Origin of the sequence: Kitasatospora sp. NPDC089913, assembly GCF_044748625.1 — a bacterium.
GTDB lineage: Bacteria > Actinomycetota > Actinomycetes > Streptomycetales > Streptomycetaceae > Kitasatospora.
In genome coordinates this window covers 132,091-147,735 of sequence record NZ_JBIVGI010000019.1, presented here as the reverse complement: position 1 = coordinate 147,735, position 15,645 = coordinate 132,091, and the positions used below count along the sequence as shown (strand labels likewise).

The 15,645-nt window shown below is 73.1% G+C and carries 13 protein-coding genes; 5 read left to right on the top strand and 8 right to left on the bottom strand.

The annotated features are described in order from the left end of the window. Nucleotides 1-36: 36 nt before the first annotated feature. The gene (locus ACIPYS_RS26660) at nucleotides 37-4,305 is read right to left on the bottom strand and encodes a HAMP domain-containing protein (protein ID WP_400750407.1); all 4,269 of its coding nucleotides are present in this window, start codon (nucleotides 4,303-4,305) and stop codon (nucleotides 37-39) included. Nucleotides 4,306-4,726: 421 nt separating this feature from the next. Here ACIPYS_RS26660 and ACIPYS_RS26655 point away from each other — a divergent pair, with 421 nt between their 5' ends. Beyond that, nucleotides 4,727-4,897, top strand: a complete 171-nt coding sequence (locus ACIPYS_RS26655) for a hydrophobic protein (protein ID WP_400750404.1) — start codon at nucleotides 4,727-4,729, stop codon at nucleotides 4,895-4,897. A 181-nt stretch (nucleotides 4,898-5,078) separates the two neighbouring features. Here ACIPYS_RS26655 and ACIPYS_RS26650 read toward each other — a convergent pair whose 3' ends face one another. The 5 genes from ACIPYS_RS26650 to ACIPYS_RS26630 form a co-directional block, all read right to left on the bottom strand. After that, on the bottom strand, nucleotides 5,079-6,125 hold the full coding sequence (locus tag ACIPYS_RS26650) for a TolB family protein (RefSeq protein WP_400750401.1): 1,047 nt from the start codon (nucleotides 6,123-6,125) through the stop codon (nucleotides 5,079-5,081). After that, entirely contained in the window at nucleotides 6,122-7,447 is a 1,326-nt protein-coding gene (locus ACIPYS_RS26645) for an MFS transporter (RefSeq protein WP_400750398.1), read from the bottom strand. The genes ACIPYS_RS26650 and ACIPYS_RS26645 overlap by 4 nt, the downstream gene beginning before the upstream one ends. Nucleotide 7,448: 1 nt before the next feature. Further along, nucleotides 7,449-8,330: an alkaline phosphatase family protein gene (locus ACIPYS_RS26640; protein WP_400750395.1), complete on the bottom strand. Its 882-nt coding sequence runs from the start codon at nucleotides 8,328-8,330 to the stop codon at nucleotides 7,449-7,451. A gap of 154 nt (nucleotides 8,331-8,484) precedes the next feature. After that, nucleotides 8,485-8,742 carry a S8 family serine peptidase gene (locus tag ACIPYS_RS26635; RefSeq protein ID WP_400750392.1) on the bottom strand — a complete coding sequence of 86 codons (258 nt, stop codon included), beginning with the start codon at nucleotides 8,740-8,742 and terminating at the stop codon, nucleotides 8,485-8,487. A gap of 166 nt (nucleotides 8,743-8,908) precedes the next feature. Continuing rightward, complete coding sequence (locus ACIPYS_RS26630; protein ID WP_400750389.1) at nucleotides 8,909-9,931, bottom strand: helix-turn-helix domain-containing protein; 1,023 nt, start codon at nucleotides 9,929-9,931, stop codon at nucleotides 8,909-8,911. Nucleotides 9,932-10,168: 237 nt separating this feature from the next. Between ACIPYS_RS26630 and ACIPYS_RS26625 the strand changes: the two genes are divergently transcribed. Then, nucleotides 10,169-11,521, top strand: coding sequence for an L-serine ammonia-lyase (locus ACIPYS_RS26625; RefSeq protein WP_400750386.1), 1,353 nt, complete (start codon nucleotides 10,169-10,171; stop codon nucleotides 11,519-11,521). A gap of 48 nt (nucleotides 11,522-11,569) precedes the next feature. On the opposite strand, the gene ACIPYS_RS26620 is transcribed toward ACIPYS_RS26625, so the two are convergent. Together ACIPYS_RS26620 and ACIPYS_RS26615 are read right to left on the bottom strand one after the other, a co-directional pair. Then, nucleotides 11,570-12,409 (bottom strand): DUF4436 family protein, encoded by an 840-nt coding sequence (locus tag ACIPYS_RS26620; protein WP_400750383.1) that lies wholly within the window; start codon nucleotides 12,407-12,409, stop codon nucleotides 11,570-11,572. A gap of 285 nt (nucleotides 12,410-12,694) precedes the next feature. After that, a complete protein-coding gene (locus tag ACIPYS_RS26615; RefSeq protein WP_400750380.1) occupies nucleotides 12,695-12,979 on the bottom strand; it encodes a pyrimidine/purine nucleoside phosphorylase in 285 nt (94 codons plus the stop codon). A gap of 273 nt (nucleotides 12,980-13,252) precedes the next feature. On the opposite strand from ACIPYS_RS26615, the gene ACIPYS_RS26610 reads away from it, so the two are divergent. The 3 genes from ACIPYS_RS26610 to ACIPYS_RS26600 all read left to right on the top strand — a co-directional run bounded on the left by ACIPYS_RS26610 (nucleotide 13,253) and on the right by ACIPYS_RS26600 (nucleotide 15,638). Further along, nucleotides 13,253-13,786: a hypothetical protein gene (locus tag ACIPYS_RS26610; RefSeq protein ID WP_400750377.1), complete on the top strand. Its 534-nt coding sequence runs from the start codon at nucleotides 13,253-13,255 to the stop codon at nucleotides 13,784-13,786. 422 nt (nucleotides 13,787-14,208) lie between these two features. Then, complete coding sequence (locus tag ACIPYS_RS26605; protein WP_400750374.1) at nucleotides 14,209-14,418, top strand: hypothetical protein; 210 nt, start codon at nucleotides 14,209-14,211, stop codon at nucleotides 14,416-14,418. Between the two features lie 92 nt (nucleotides 14,419-14,510). Then, nucleotides 14,511-15,638, top strand: coding sequence for a two-component system response regulator (locus ACIPYS_RS26600; protein ID WP_400750371.1), 1,128 nt, complete (start codon nucleotides 14,511-14,513; stop codon nucleotides 15,636-15,638). Nucleotides 15,639-15,645: the final 7 nt, after the last annotated feature.

Sequence of the window (15,645 nt, the reverse complement as noted above, 5' to 3'; positions counted from 1 at the left end):
TGCTGCACTGCGGCCTCCTGGCGGATCGGGTGCGGGTCAGCTCTGTCCGGGGTTCAGTGCCCGGGCGGTCAGCTGGTCCCTGATCCGGCCGATCAGGTCGGCGGCGTCGACCGGTTTGGTGATGTAGTCGCTGGCTCCGGCGGCGAGGCTCTTCTCCCGGTCGCCGAGCATGGCCTTGGCGGTGACGGCGATGATGGGCAGCCGCTCGTGCTCGGGCATCGCGCGGATCGCGGCGGTGGCGGTGTAGCCGTCCATCTCGGGCATCATGACGTCCATCAGGATGACGTCGATCGCGGCGTGGGTGGCCAGGGCGTCCAGCGCGGCGCGCCCGTTCTCGGCCTGCAGCACGTTCATCCCGTGCAGTTCGAGGATCCCGGTGATCGCGTAGAGGTTGCGGTCGTCGTCGTCCACGACCAGCGCGGTTCGGCCCGCGAGGCTCGGGTCGGCGTCGGGGTCCCAGGCCGGTGCGGTCCGGGCCGTGCGCGGGCGGATGTCCTCGGGCCGCTCGGCGGTCATGTGCAGGGCGACCCGTTCGCGCAGCTCGTCGAGGCTGGAGAGGATCTCCAGCGGCCGGGCCGCCCCCCGGGTGAGCAGGTCGTCGTCGGTGGCGACGACACGGCTGCGGTGGGCGAGCACGGGGACGGACTGCAGGGCCGGGTCGCCGTCCATGTCCCGCAGCAGCGCGAGCGCGGCGCCGTCGGCCAGGTCGAGGTCGAGGACCAGGCAGTGGCAGGGCCCGTCGGCCAGCGTGGCGGCGGCCTCGTGGATGCCGACGGCGGTGACGATCTCCACCTCGCGGCCGTCGGTGCGGGGCAGGCCGGCGAGGGCGTTCTCGGCGACGAGGCCGAGCAGCCCGTTGGCGCGGGCCTCGACGACCAGCAGGCGGCGGGCCGGCAGCGGCACCGCGGGGCCGTCGGCGCGCGGCGGAGCGCCGACGGGCTCGACCGCCGTGGCGGTCGCCGTGGCGGGCTCGGACAGGTCGGGCCGGGTGGTGGGCAGGTAGAGGGTGAAGGTGCTGCCCTGGCCGAGGGTGCTCTCGACGGTGATCGCGCCGCCGAGCAGGTAGGCGATCTCGCGGCTGATCGACAGGCCCAGCCCGGTGCCGCCGTACTTGCGGCTGGTGGTGCCGTCGGCCTGCTGGAAGGCGCCGAACACCGTCTCCAGGTGCTGCGGGGCGATGCCGATGCCGGTGTCGGTCACCCGGAAGGCGACCACCGGGCCGTCCCGGCGCACGCCGTCGGGGAGCTCCGCCTCGGCGGCGGGCTCGATGCGCAGGTCGACTCCGCCCTGCGTGGTGAACTTGACGGCGTTCGAGAGCAGGTTGCGCAGCACCTGGCGCAGCCGGTAGTCGTCGGTGCGCAGCTCCCCGGGCACGCCGTCGCCGCTGCGCACGGTGAAGGCCAGGCTCTTCTGGCCGGTCATCGGGCGGAACGTCACCTCGACGTACTCGACCAGGGTGGCCAGCGGCACGGTCTCGATGTTGAGGTCCATCTTGCCGGCCTCGACCTTGGAGAGGTCGAGGATGTCGTTGATGAGCTGGAGCAGGTCGGAGCCGGCGGAGTGGATGATGCCCGCGTACTCGACCTGCTTGGCGGTGAGGTTCCGGGTGGGGTTCTGGGCGAGCAACTGGGCGAGGATGAGCAGGCTGTTGAGCGGGGTGCGCAGTTCGTGGCTCATGTTGGCCAGGAACTCCGACTTGTACTTCGAGGCGACGGACAACTGGTGGGCCCGGTCCTCGAGTTCCTGGCGGGCCTGCTCGATCTCCAGGTTCTTCGCCTCGATGTCGCTCTTCTGCGCCTCCAGCAGCTCCGCCTTCTCCTCCAGCTCGGCGTTGGAGACCTGCAGTTCCTCCTGGCGGGCCTGCAACTCCTCGGAGCGGGCCTGGAGTTCGGCGGTGAGCCGCTGGGACTCGCCGAGCAGCTCGTCGGTGCGGGCGTTGGCGACGATGGTGTTGACGTTGACGCCGATGGTCTCCATCAGCTGGCCGAGGAAGTCCCGGTGCACCGCGGTGAACGGCTGGACGGCCGCGAGCTCGATCACACCGAGGACCTGGTCCTCGACGATGATCGGCAGCACCATCAGGGCCAGCGCGTCGGTGCGGCCCAGACCGGAGGTGGCGGACAGGTAGCCGGGCGGCAGCTGGTCGACCACGATGGCGCGGCGACTGCGGGCGGACTGGCCGACGAAGGACTCGCCGAGCCGGAACGGGCCGGGCCGGGACGAGTCACCGGGGAAGGCGTAGGAGGCGACCAGGCGCAGCACCGTCCCGCTGTCGGTCTCCTCGGCGAGGTAGAAGGCGCCGCACTGCGCGGAGACCAGCGGGGTGAGCTCGTCCATGATGGACTCGGCGACGACGCCCAGGTCCCGCCGGCCCTGCATCAGGGCCGAGAAGCGGGCGAGGTTGGTCTTGAGCCAGTCCTGGTCCTCGTTGGCGCGGGTGGTCTCGCGCAGCGACTCGACCATGAAGTTGATGTTGTCCTTGAGGTCGGCGACCTCGCCGGAGGCGTCGACGGTGATCGAGCGGGTGAGGTCGCCGGCGGTGACGGCGTTGGTGACCTCGGCGATGGCGCGGACCTGGCGGGTGAGGTTGCCGGCGAGCTCGTTGACGTTCTCGGTCAGGCGCTTCCAGGTGCCGGACACGCCCTCCACCTCGGCCTGGCCGCCGAGCCGCCCCTCGCTGCCGACCTCGCGCGCCACCCGGGTCACCTCGGCGGCGAACGAGCTCAGCTGGTCGACCATGGTGTTGATCGTGGTCTTGAGCTCGAGGATCTCGCCGCGCGCGTCGACGTCGATCTTGCGGGTGAGGTCGCCGTTGGCGACGGCGGTGGTGACCTGGGCGATGTTGCGGACCTGGCTGGTCAGGTTGTGCGCCATGAAGTTGACGTTGTCGGTCAGGTCCTTCCACGTCCCGGCGACGTTCGGGACCCGGGCCTGCCCGCCGAGCGTCCCCTCGGTGCCGACCTCGCGGGCGACCCGGGTGACCTCGTCGGCGAACACCGACAGGGTGTCCACCATCGTGTTGATCGCGTCGGCCAGCGCCGCGACCTCGCCCTTGGCCTCGACGGTGATCTTCCGCGAGAGGTCGCCGCGGGCCACCGCGGTCGCCACGTCGGACATCGACCGGACCTGGCCGGTGAGGTTGGAGGCCATCACGTTGACGTTGTCGGTGAGGTCCTTCCAGGTGCCGGACACGCCCCGGACGGTGGCCTGGCCGCCGAGGTTGCCCTCGGTGCCGACGTCCCGCGCCACCCGGGTCACCTCGTCCGCGAACGCGGACAGCTGGTCGACCATCGTGTTGATGGTCTCCTTCAGCTCCAGGATCTCGCCGCGCGCGTCCACCCGGATCTTCTGCGTCAGATCGCCCTGGGCGACCGCGGTGGTCACCGAGGCGATGGACCGGACCTGTGCGGTCAGGTTGTCGGCCATCACGTTGACGGACTCGGTGAGGTCGCGCCAGGTGCCGGAGACGTCGCGGACGTCGGCCTGTCCGCCGAGCCGCCCCTCGGTGCCGACCTCCCGCGCCACCCGGGTGACCTCGCCCGCGAACGAGCTCAGCTGGTCGACCATGGTGTTGATGGTGTTCTTGAGCTCGAGGATCTCGCCGCGCGCGTCGACGGTGATCTTCTGCGAGAGGTCGCCGTCGGCCACCGCGGTGGCGACCTGGGCGATCGCCCGGACCTGGCCGGTCAGGTTGCCGGCCATGAAGTTCACCGAGTCGGTGAGGTCGCGCCACGTCCCGGAGACGCCCTTCACATCGGCCTGGCCGCCGAGGATGCCCTCGGTGCCGACCTCGCGGGCGACCCGGGTCACCTCGCCCGCGAAGCTGCCCAGCTGGTCGACCATGGTGTTGACGGTGTTCTTGAGTTCGAGGATCTCGCCGCGCGCGTCGACGGTGATCTTCTGCGAGAGGTCGCCCTTCGCGACGGCGGTGGCGACCTGGGCGATGTCCCGGACCTGGGTGGTGAGGTTGCCGGCCATCGCGTTGACCGAGTCGGTGAGGTCGGCCCATGTCCCGGAGACGGCGGGCACCTGCGCCTGACCGCCGAGCCGCCCCTCGGTGCCCACCTCCCGGGCCACCCGGGTCACTTCGGACGTGAAGCGGGACAACTGGTCGACCATGCCGTTGAACACGGTCGCGATCTCGCCGAGCAGGCCGTCCGCGTCGTCCGGCAGCCTGGTCCCGAAGTCGCCGTCGCGCACCGCCGTCAGACCGGCGAGCAGGAGCCGCAGTTCCGGCACGCCGACCTGGGTGGCGGAAGGATTCGCGCTCCCGCGCGAACCGTTGGGCGTTGCTGAGCCAGCCATCGAACGTCGCCTCTCTAGAGCCCAGCCCGGCGCCGGGGCACGGAGGCCGACCGACAACACGGGCACGTACCGCCTGGGAGGCTACCCCAGCCGCTGCCGGAACCGGAAAGCCCGGCACCGGCCCGTTCGTACGCCTTGACAGCGGCGCCTCGTGCGCCACGGGCGCCGGGGGCGGTCCTGGAGGGGGCCGCCACGGGCTCGGCGGACGCTTCCGCGCCCGCCGGACGCCTTCCCGGTCGGAAGCCGTGTGCCCCGGAACGACCGGGCTCAACGGCCGAGGCGATCCGGGCCCGGGAAGCGGGCCGGCCGGTGAAGCCGGGTGATCCAGGTCATGCAGGTGATCCGGCAGGACGGTGCATGACCCGGCGGAACCGGGGCACCCGGGTCGTGAACCATTCCCACAGCGTGAGGAGTCCGTACCGTGCTCGGTCTGATCCTGGTCCTGCTGCTAGTCCTCCTCCTCTTCGGGCTCGGCTTCGCCGTGAAGGTCCTGTGGTGGATCGGCGTGGTCGTGCTCGCCGTCTGGCTGCTCGGCTTCCTCGCCCGGGGCACCACCTCCACCGGCAGCCGGGGCCGGTGGTACCGCTGGTAGCCGCCGCGCCCCGCGCCACCGGTGCCCGTCGGCCGCAGTGGCCGACGGGCACCGGCGCGTCCGGGCCCCGGACCCGCCGGACGCGCCGGGCGCGCCGGGTTCGGTGGGGCCGCGGGCGACGGGGGGCACCGCTTTTCGGCCGCTTCCCGCCGGTGCTCGAACCCGTGCTCCGGGCAGGGGGTCAGGAGACCACGGCCGGTGCCAGTGCGGCCCGGGCGAGCAGGACGGGGTCGCCGGTGCCGTCGGCGGGGACGGTCCACAGGTCGGTGCCGTCGTCGCCGGGGAGGGCGTAGGCGAGGGTGCGGTCGTCCAGCCAGAGGGCCTGGTCGTCGAGGGTGCGCCGTTCGGCGGTCGGGGTCTCGGCCATGGTGGCGAGGTCGAGGACGTAGAGCTGCCAGGGGGCGTCCTCGGGGAGGCCGGGGACGCGCTTCTTGTAGGCGATGCGGGTGCCGTCGGGCGAGAGGGAGGGGCACTCGACGTTGCCGTGCAGGGTGGTGAGGGTGTGCGAGACGGTGTCCCCGGCGGCCAGCCAGGTGTGGCCGCCGGTGGCGAGGGTGACGTGGAAGTGGCGGTCGTCGGTGAAGGTGACGCCCCAGAGGTTGGTGTCGGCGGCGCGGTGGGGGCGGCCGTCCAGGGTGACCGCGTAGGTCTCCAGGTTCTCCTGGAGGGTCCAGGTGCGGGTGTCCAGGACGGAGGTGCGGGTGGAGAAGTCGGTGCCCGCGTAGGAGTCTCCGCCGACGAAGACCGTCCAGGCGATCAGGTGGCCGGACGGGGAGACCCGGGCCCGGGTGGGGATGCCGGCCAGGTCGTAGCGGCGCACCTCCTTCAGGTCGGCGTCGAGCACGACGGCCCGGTAGCCGTCGCCGAGCAGGCCGTGCTCCGCCCGGAGGCAGATGCCGGTGCCGGCGGCGGCGTGGAAGCGCAGGCAGGCGGGGGCGGCGACGGTCCGCGCGGCAGCGGGGTCGGCGGTGCGGACGAGGTCGGTGAGGGGGACGGTGGCGAGGTGGTCGCGCTGGTCGCCCCAGAGCATGGAGCGGAAGACCAGGTGCGGCCCGCCGCTCTGCGGCCCGAGGGTGACGGCGCCGGCCCTGACGGGCGGGCTGTCCCGGCCCGCCCGGTGGGCGGCGTCCCGGGCCCGGTCGCCGGCGTGCAGCACGGTCAGGACCGCGGCCGCGAGCAGGACGGCGGCGGCGGTGAGCAGCACGAGCATTCGCTGGCGGAGTGTCATGAGAATTCTGCCTCGCGGTGGTCGGGGGACGGACGGCCGGGTACCGGGCGCAGCAGGGTGACGGCCGCCGCGACGGCGGTGGTGAGGGCGGCGGTCATGACGGTGAGTGCGGCGGTGTCGCCCCAGCGGCTCCAGAGCGCGCCGACGGCGAAGGAGCAGACGAAGCGTCCGACGGCCTGGCCGGTGCCGACCAGGGCCAGTCCGGCCCCCTGCCGGTGCTCGGGGACGGAGCCCGCGGCGACGGCGGCCAGCGCACCGTCGGTCGCGGCGTAGAAGACCCCGTGCAGCAGCAGGACCGCACCGGCCGCCGCCGTCGCGGTGACCGCCGTCGCCGACACGTCGGTGCCGGGCCGGGCGAGCAGGAGTCCGTAGGCCGCCAGCAGGGCGGCGTGCCCGAGCAGGAACATCCGTCGGCGCCCGATCCGGTCGGCGAGCACGCCGAACGGGACGGCCAGCGTCAGATAGACGGCGGCCGTGCCCAGCGGCAGCAGCGGGAACCAGGCGAGCGGCAGTTCGAGCCGCCGCTGGAGCAGCAGGTAGAGGAAGGAGTCGCTGACGGTGGCGAGTCCGAGCAGGGCCGCGCAGGCGGTGGTCCGGCGCAGGGCCGGCAGCCGCAGCAGTCCACGTGCCCGCGGCCGGGCCGCCGGCGCCGCGGCCGGGCGCAGCCCGCGGCCGGGGACGAGCAGGACCAGGACCAGCACGCCGAGCGCCGCGACGTAGGAGCTGACGGTGAAGACGGCGTGGTAGCCGCCGGGGGCGCCGCGCAGGACGAGGAAGGCGAGCAGGGGTCCGGCGAGCGCTCCTGCGGTGTCCATCGCGCGGTGCACGCCGAAGGCGCGGCCGCGCCGTTCGGGCGGGGTGGCGAGGGAGATCATGGCGTCCCGGGGTGCGGTCCGCAGGCCCTTGCCGACCCGGTCGACCGCCAGCACCAGGCCGATCAGCGGGGCGGTGCGCACCAGCAGGAGGGCCGGGCGGCAGAGCGCGGAGAGACCGTAGCCGAGGGTGGCGACGGTCTTGTGCCGTCCGCCGGCCCGGTCGCCGAGGAGGCCGCCGAGCAGCCGCAGGGTGGCGGAGGCGCCGTTGAACACGCCGTCCAGCACACCGAATCCGAGCGGGGAGACGCCGAGCGCGGTGACCAGGTAGAGCGGGAGGACGGCGGTGACCATCTCGGAGGAGACGTCGGTGATCAGGCTGACCGTGCCGAGGGCCAGCACGGTGGGGGCGATCCGGGTGACGGTGGTCCGCGCGGGCCGCCCCGGCGCGAGGGCCGGGGCGGCGTCGGCGGACGGGCGCGCGTGGCGGCGGCTGTCCGCGAGGTACACGTCAGTTCCAGATGCCGGTGATGTCGCCGACCTCGGCGGCCTTGCCGGCGTGGGCGGTGAGCCCGGCGAGGTCCTCCAGGGTGCGGAGCAGGTGGTAGTGGTTGTACTTGGTGGTGGGCGCGCTCCCGGCCTTGACGGGCTGCCCGTAGAGCACGGTGGGGATCTGGTTGCCGCTGTTGCGGTCGTCCTCGTCGTAGGTGACCACGAGCAGGCTGTTGTGGGTCCTGGCCCAGTCGGCGTACGCGGCGAGGTTGTTCTTGATCCAGCCGTCACCGGTGCCCACGCTGCAGTCGTGCATGTCGTTGCAGAGGTTGGGGACGACGAAGGAGACGGTGGGCAGTGCGGTGAAGTCGGTGGGGAACTGGGCGAAGGTGTGGCCCGACTTCGCCGGCACGTTCTTGAAGGCGAACCAGGGGTTGTGCTTCTGGGCGTACTTGCCGCTCTTGCAGGTGGTGGAGCCCTCGCTGGGGAGGGACTCGTTGTAGCTGCCCCAGGTCCGGCCGGCCGCGATCAGCTCCGAGCCCAGGTTGGCGGCGGACATCGATCCGACCGAGTAGCAGCCGTCGCCGGTGATGCCCTGGGTGCCGCCGGAGAAGAGGGCGAAGTAGTTGGGCTGGCTGGGGTGGGTGATGCCGTACGAGGCCTTCAGTACGGCGCCGCCCTTGGCGAGGGAGTTGATGTAGGGGGCGCTGCTGCTGTCGATGATCTGCTTGAAGGCGTGGTTCTCCATCACGACGACCACGACGTGGTCCGGGCGCGGGAAGGCGGGCGCGGCCGAGGCGGGGCCGGAGCCGGTGGTGGCGAGGGCGGTGGCGAGGGTGGCCGTCAGTGCCGCGGAGAGCGCGAGGGTCTTCGTCGCGCCGAGGGGGGTTCCGCTGGACATGCTGATCTCCTGGGTGAGGGTGAGGGGGTGAGGCTGGGAGTGGGAGTGGGGGTGGGGGTGGGGGTGGGGGTGGGGGTGCCGTACGGCCGCGCGGGTGGGGCCGGACTGCCGCACGGTCGTGTCGGCGGCGCACGCTGGCGGCGGAGCTCGACCGTCACGGGGTCGGGTTGTCGCCCAGCGGGCGGACGTACAGCAGACGGTTGGGCGTGTTGCTGCCGGCCTTGCCGATCCTGTCGCTGGTGGCGGCCCGGACCAGCGCCTCCTGCACCTGCGCGGGGGTGGCCCCCGGGTGCGCGGAGAGGTGGAGCGCGGCGGCGCCCGTGACGTGCGGTGCGGCCATCGAGGTGCCGGTCAGCGTGTGGGTGGCCGCGGTGAGGACGAGGGCGCGGCGGACTGCGCGGTGCTCGGGCACGTGGGGCTCCTGGTGGCTGCGTCGGGGGCCACCAGGAGTACCGTCCGGGACCGGGCCGTGGGCGCCACCCGCCGCCACTGGCGCAGCCTCGCCACCGCAGCTGTCCGCGATCGGCCGGTCGATCCACCCGTTGATCGGCCGGTGGATCCGTCCGTCGACCGGCCGTTCAGATCCATCCGTTGCGTGCCGCGTGCAACGCCATCTGGAAGCGGGTGACCGACCCCGCACGGGAGTTGAGCTGCTCCAGCTGGCGCGAGAGGGTGCGGCGGCTGATGCCGAGCAGCTCGGCGATGGTCTCGTCGGTGACCCCGGTGGCGAGCAGTTCGACGATCCGCCGCTGGACCGTGCTGAGCGCCGGGGGCACCCGGTCCCCCAGGTGCATCGGCAGAGCGGCCCGCCAGGAGGTCTCGAACAGGCCGGTCAGCGCGGAGAGCAGGCTGGAGGGGTGCACCAGCAGCAGCGAGTCGTTCGCCTCGGCCTCGACGAAGGACATCGAGACGATCGCCAGCCGCCGGTCGAACACGGTCAGCTTGACCGGCACGGTGGGCAGGATCCGGGCCTGCTCGCCCGCCGCGATGGAGGGCTGGATGTTCACGGCGTAGTAGGCGGCGTGCTGGACGGCGGATCTGGCGTAGACGACCCGGTACTCCACCCCCCTGCGGAGGTTCTCGATCTCGATCGGATTGGCGGCGCCGTGGGTGTGGTACGGCGGCGAGTCGAAGCGCAGCACCTCCCGCTCGGCCGCCGCCTCGATGGTCTCGATCGCCTCGACGATGGAGTCCCCGGTGACCACCTCCACCAGGTCGTCCGTGCGCTGCGTACCGGCCGAACGCCGCCACCCGCGGTAGGCGTTGACCGCCGCCTGCTGCGCCGCACGGACCTCGGCGGCCCGGCTGTGCGCCAGGTACTCCAGGGCCACGGTGGGTTCCACCGGTACGTGCCGCCGCCGGTCGGCGGTGGCGACGGTGACCAGTCCCAGCCGCCGCAGCCGTGTCAGCTCGGGCCCGAGATCCTCCGGCTCGGTCCCCTCCGGCCAGGTTCCTTCCACCCCGGTCTCCTCGGCCCCGGTTGCCTCCGCCTCCCCGCGGCGGCCCCCGGGACCGGAGGCCAGCAGCGCCTCGTACAGCTCCGCCTCACGGCGTGTCAGGCCGAGTCGGCACAGGTGGGCCGGCAGATCCTCGTCCTCCATGCGTGTTCCTCCCGTGACGGGCGGCCCGGGCACCTACCGCCACCGGCCGCGTCCCGGGATGGTGGCACGACCCGGCGGCGCCTTCCAGGCGGGCGGTGTGGCGGATGCCCGCCGACGCCGTTGGCGAGTGATCGCCACCACGTGCGGCCGGTCGGCGGTAGACCAGGGGCGGCGGCCGTCCACCCCCGCTTTCCGCCCCGCTCTGCCCGTCCACCCGCCTGCCCCGTTGGAGCCCCCTTGATCAGCGTGTTCGACCTCTTCCGCGTCGGCATCGGACCGTCCAGCTCACACACCGTCGGCCCGATGCGCGCCGCCCGGCACTTCGTCCAGGAGCTCGACCGGAAGGACCTGCTGGTGCGGGTGGCGGCCGTCCGGACCGAACTCTTCGGCTCGCTCGCCGCCACCTGCACCGGCCACGGCACAGACCGGGCCGTCCTGCTCGGCCTGGCCGGGGAGGAACCCGCGACGGTGGACATCACCACCGCCGAGGAGCGCTTCCGCCGGATGGAGGCCGAGGGCCGGGTCCGGCTGCCGGGCGGCCCGACCGTCCGCCACAGTCTGGTCCTGCACCCGGAGCGTTCACTGCCCGCCCACCCCAACGCCCTGACCTTCACCGCACTCGGCCGCCGCGGTGCCGTCCTGGCCGAGCGCACCGCCTACTCGGTCGGCGGCGGCTTCCTGCTCGGCGAGGCGGGGGAGGACCCCGCCGGCGGCACCGGCCCGGCCGACGTCCCGGCACCCTTCTCCGATGCCGAGGAGCTGCTCCGCCTCGCCGGGGACGGCCGGATCAGCGACGTCGTGCTGGCCAACGAGACCGCCCGTCGCCCCGAGGCCGAGGTCCGTGCCCACCTGCTCCAGGTCTGGGCGGTCATGCGCGGCTGTGTCGAACGCGGCCACCGCACCGGGGGCACCCTGCCCGGCGGCCTCGACGTCCCCCGTCGTGCCCCGGCCCTGCACCGGCGTCTGGTCCGCGCCGACGGCCGCCCCGCCGACCCGCTGCGCGCGCTGGACCTGGTCGCGCTCGACGCCCTGGCCGTCAACGAGGAGAACGCCGCCGGTGGCCGCGTGGTCACCGCCCCCACCAACGGCGCCGCCGGCATCGTTCCCGCCGTCCTGCACCACTACCACCGGTCCACCCCCGGCGCCGACGAGGAGGGCACCGTCCGCTTCCTGCTCACCGCCGCCGCCATCGGCAGCCTGGTCAAGCGCAACGCCTCCATCTCCGGCGCGGAGGTGGGCTGCCAGGGCGAGGTCGGCACCGCGGCCGCCATGGCCGCCGCCGGCCTCACCGAGGTCCTGGGCGGCACCCCCGGCCAGGTCGAGAACGCCGCCGAGATCGCCCTGGAACACCACCTCGGCCTCACCTGCGACCCGGTGGCCGGCCTGGTCCAGATCCCCTGCATCGAGCGCAACGCCATCGGCAGCGTCAAGGCCGTCACCGCCTCCCGCCTGGCCCTCAACGGCGACGGTCGGCACCTCGTCCCGCTCGACGCGGTCATCCGCACCCTGCGCGACACCGGCGCCGACATGAAGTCCACGTACAAGGAGACCTCGCGCGGCGGCCTCGCCCTCCACGTACCGCGCTGCTGACGACCCATCAGCCTTTCGCTCTGTGGGAGGGGCTCGTAGAGCTCCCGCTCACGCCGCGCCGCGGCTCTCCGTCCGGGCCCCTCGCACCACCGTCATCGTCAGCCCCACCGTCACCAGCGCCTCGGCCCAGTAGAACGCCGCGTAGTCCAGCAGCGAGCCGATCGGCGGGCTGCCGGGCGCGGCGTTGCGCATCCCGATCAGGGCGAACAGGGTGGCCGCCATCCAGCCCAGGGCGGGCCACACCAGACCGCGCCGCTGCCGGGTGATCAGCCATGCCGCTGCGAGTACGGACAGGCCCAGCGCCCACATCGCCGCCATCATGAACCAGGCCAGGATGAACGTGCTGCGCGACCGGCTCACCCGCTCGGTCACCGCGACGGCGCCCCGGTCCTCCTCCTGATCGCTCTGTCGCACGGTGAAGAACGGGTCGGTTCCCCGCAGCGCGATCACCACGGGCACGTCCCGGCCGCCGGCACTGGCCTGGAAGCCGATCAGGGCGTGGTAGCGGTCGAACGGGTAGTCCGAGATCCGTCCGTCGGTGAGGGCGAAGGACACCGTGGTGGTCCCGATCCGCCGGCCCTCCGGGTAGCGGAGCACGGCCTGCTCCAACGAGGTCGTCTCCAGCACCAGCTCCTGGGTCGGGGCCAGCGGGTTGTCGGCCACCGCGAGCGCGCCCTGCGGTTCGACCAGGATCTTGGCCGTCAACGCCTCCCCGGCCGCGTCCACCCGCTGCAGGGTGACACCCACCAGCAGGTAGTCGGCGGCCCCGGCCGAACCCACCACCTGCACGTGCTCGCGGCTGGACCGTTCGTTCAAGTAGAGCGCCAGACCCGCGACGCACAGCACCGCGATCACGCCCAGCACGACCATCGGCCGCCAGACCGGCACCCGTCCCCACATCGGAGCAGGGGCGGGGCCGGGGGCGGGCGGCGCACCCGCGGATCCGGGTCCGCGCCGGATCCACACCCGCTGCCGTACCCGCTGCGGCACTCGCTTTCGCATCCGGACCGCGGACCGCTCGGACGGAGGAGGCATACGGATCGGTCTCGCCTTCGGGGGGGACAATGCCGTCCCGCCCACTGTCCCCGCCGACCACCCGAACCGACGGCTCACCTCGCCCCGGCCGGAGCCTGTTCACCCAGGAGGCCGCTGGTGGCGGGGCGGCCCGTGACGTCAGTCCCGGTACTCGCAGAGGTAGGCGGTCTCGACCGCGCTCCTGACCTGGAACCTGCTGTCGGCCGGGACGTCGAACCGGTCGCCGGCCCTGAAGGTCTCCCACTGCTCGGAGCCGGGAAGCCTGACGGTCAGCGCGCCGCTGACCACGTGCATGGTCTCGCGCTTCGCGGTGCCGAACTCGTAGTCACCGGGCGCCATGACGCCGACGGTCGCCGGACCTTCCTCCGCGCTGAAGGCGATCGACTTGACCGCGCCGTCGAAGTACTCGTTGACCTTGAACATCGGCATCCTCTCGGGAGACGAACGGAGGAGGGACGCCCCGCCCGTCGCGCGGGCCGGCCCTCGGTGGGGGAAGGCTACGCCAGCCCCCACCGTCTCTTCCCGCAGGTCCAAGGGGTGATCAAGTCGATCGGTCGTCCGTCCCGCCACCGACTGCCGCGCGGACTCCCGCGCGAGCCCCGCGGCGGGCGCCCGTGGCCGGTTTCAGGAGCGCGAGGCAGACGAACGGGGCACGGATCGCTACGCTGGGCGACCATGTTCATACCCGCCTCCGCGATGAGGCGTGTACGCCTCGTCGCCGCACTGACGTTGTTCCTCACTCTGATGGGCTTCGGCCGGCAGGCCTTCGCCGTGGCCGATCCCCCCGCGCCCCGCTTCACCATGAGCGTCGACCGCACGACGGTCGCACCCGGACAGGCCGCGAACGTGACCGTGACGTTCACCAACCGCGAGTCCGGCCCGGTGAACTTCCTCTACGCGACCGTGACCCCGGACTTCTTCGTCCCGGCGGGCTCCGGGGTGGCCCCGTACGCGTTCACCGGGTGTACCGCGGCCAGCTGGTGCGGACCGAACCAGTTCGGGTTCAGCTACAACCTGACCGCACCGCAGGCACCCGTGGCGCCCGGCGAGAGCCGCACGGTGACGGTCTCCTTCCGGTTCGCTCCTGACGCGGACTGCGCCTGGGTCACGAAGGTGGGCTTCTACCTGTCCTATGTCTACTACGAGTACGACCAGGGCATCCACGACTCCCTGCCGCCCATCGCCGGCACCTCCTCCCTCGTGACCCTGGTCTGCCCGGCCGTGCCGTAGCGTCGCGCGGCCCGCCGGGTTCCGCGCCTCCTGCCTCCCCTTTCCTGCCCCCGTCTCCCGCCGTCGCAGCCGGCAGCCGCAGGGGCCGGCCGAGTGCGGTCGGTCGGCCCGGGCCCAAGCGCCCCCCGTGACGGAGAGGGCTCCCCGACCGATGAGTGCCGACTTCGCCGGCGCGGACGCGATCACCACCACCGCCGGCGGCGGCGAGATCCTGCTCCGGCCGCTCGCGCAGACGTGCGGGCAGGCGTGCGCGCACGCCTGCCCGCAGGGTGTTGCCGGTTTGTCGCCGTGTGCCGTTGCCGGGTGTTGCGGGACGCGCAACGGTTCCCTGGCCGGACAGGATTCTGCCGACCCGGCGTTCCGGCCGGGAGGTCGGACCCCGCGGCGAACGCCGGTGCGGGTCCTCGATGTCGGAGGTCCGGATGCGGCGTGCGCTGCTGTCCACGAGGTCGGCGTTGATCCTGCTGTCCGCGGTGCTCACCGGGATCGGCGCGGGGGTGCTGGTGCGGCTCTCCGGGGCGCACGCCGCGGAGGGCGTCCTGTACGGGGCGGGGGCGTTCGGTCTCGCGGTGCCGTTCTTCGACCGTCTGATCGCCGTCGAGGCCGAGGAAGTTCCTGGAACACCGTCATGAACGGCCCCGGTGGGGAAAGCATGGAGCGGCCGCCGGGGAGGGCGGCACGAGGTGGTCGTCCGCCGGGAGGCGGCCGGGCCGAAGGGGTGGGGATGAGCGGTCTTCAACCGCTGGGCGAGAACCTGAACAGCGAGTGCCGGGCCCTGGCCCAGGCCCTGCGGGAGCTGTTCTCCGAGCTGGCGGTCTCGGTCCGCCGCTGCGCGGCGCGGTGCTACGTGGACGCGGGCACGCTCTCCCGCTACCTGGCGGGCACCCGCGTCCCGCCGGCCGACTTCATGGACGACTTCCTGCGCCACATCGAGGAGGTCCGCGGGACCCGCATCGAGCAGGCGGCACGGGAACACCTGCGGGCGCTGCGCGTCGCGGCCGTGCGCACCAACGCCTCGATCGGCCAGGCCGTGCGGCAACTGGAGGGGCAGTTGAAGGCCGCGGACCGGGAGGTCAGGCGGACCGGCGCCCGGGAGGAGGAGCTCGACCACGCACTGGACGGCTGCCACCACGCGATCGACGACCTGGACGCGCGGTTGACGAGGCTGGAGCACCCGGGCGGGTCGGCCGCCCGCCGGCCGGAGCCGGTCGACGAGGACCGCGCGGCGATCCTGGAGGAGCGCAACGTCCTCGCCCTCCAGGTCGCCCGGCTCGGCGCGGAGCTGGAGCGGACCCGTCGGCGAGCGGCGTTCGCCGAGGCTCGCTGCGAGTTGCTGGAACGCCAGCTGGAGGTGGTCGAGCAGCAGCAGGGCGCCGTCCTGCCCGAGCCCGAACTCGTGCGCCTGGTCGACCCGCTGGACGCCCCCGCGCTGGTCGCGGGCTGCCGGCCGAAGGTGCTGCTGGTCGACGACCGGCGCCCCAACCTGATGGCTCTCGAAGCCGTCCTCCACACCCACGGTCATGAGGTGGTCTCCGTCTCCTCCGGTCAGGAGGCGCTCAAGGCGCTGCTGGAGTCCGACGACTTCGCGGTGATCATCCTCGATGTCCAGATGCCCGGGATGGACGGCTACGAGACCGCCGCCCACATCAAGCGCCGCGCCCGCACCCGTGACATCCCGATCATCTTCCTCACCGCCATCGGCAACGACCCCGAGTACTCGATGCGGGGCTACGCCGCCGGCGCCGTCGACTTCATCGTCAAACCCTTCGACCCCTGGGCGCTGCGCGCCAAGGTCGCGGTGTTCGTGGAGATCCACCTGGAGCGACGCGAGCACGCGCTCGGCCGCGACTGACCCCACC

Coding starts and splice junctions, on each gene's coding strand:
- ACIPYS_RS26660 (WP_400750407.1), bottom strand. CDS start 4,305: ATGGCTGGCTCAGCAACGCCCAACGGTTCGCGCGGGAGCGCGAATCCT.
- ACIPYS_RS26650 (WP_400750401.1), bottom strand. CDS start 6,125: ATGACACTCCGCCAGCGAATGCTCGTGCTGCTCACCGCCGCCGCCGTC.
- ACIPYS_RS26640 (WP_400750395.1), bottom strand. CDS start 8,330: ATGTCCAGCGGAACCCCCCTCGGCGCGACGAAGACCCTCGCGCTCTCC.
- ACIPYS_RS26630 (WP_400750389.1), bottom strand. CDS start 9,931: ATGGAGGACGAGGATCTGCCGGCCCACCTGTGCCGACTCGGCCTGACA.
- ACIPYS_RS26615 (WP_400750380.1), bottom strand. CDS start 12,979: ATGTTCAAGGTCAACGAGTACTTCGACGGCGCGGTCAAGTCGATCGCC.
- ACIPYS_RS26610 (WP_400750377.1), top strand. CDS start 13,253: ATGAGGCGTGTACGCCTCGTCGCCGCACTGACGTTGTTCCTCACTCTG.
- ACIPYS_RS26605 (WP_400750374.1), top strand. CDS start 14,209: ATGCGGCGTGCGCTGCTGTCCACGAGGTCGGCGTTGATCCTGCTGTCC.
- ACIPYS_RS26600 (WP_400750371.1), top strand. CDS start 14,511: ATGAGCGGTCTTCAACCGCTGGGCGAGAACCTGAACAGCGAGTGCCGG.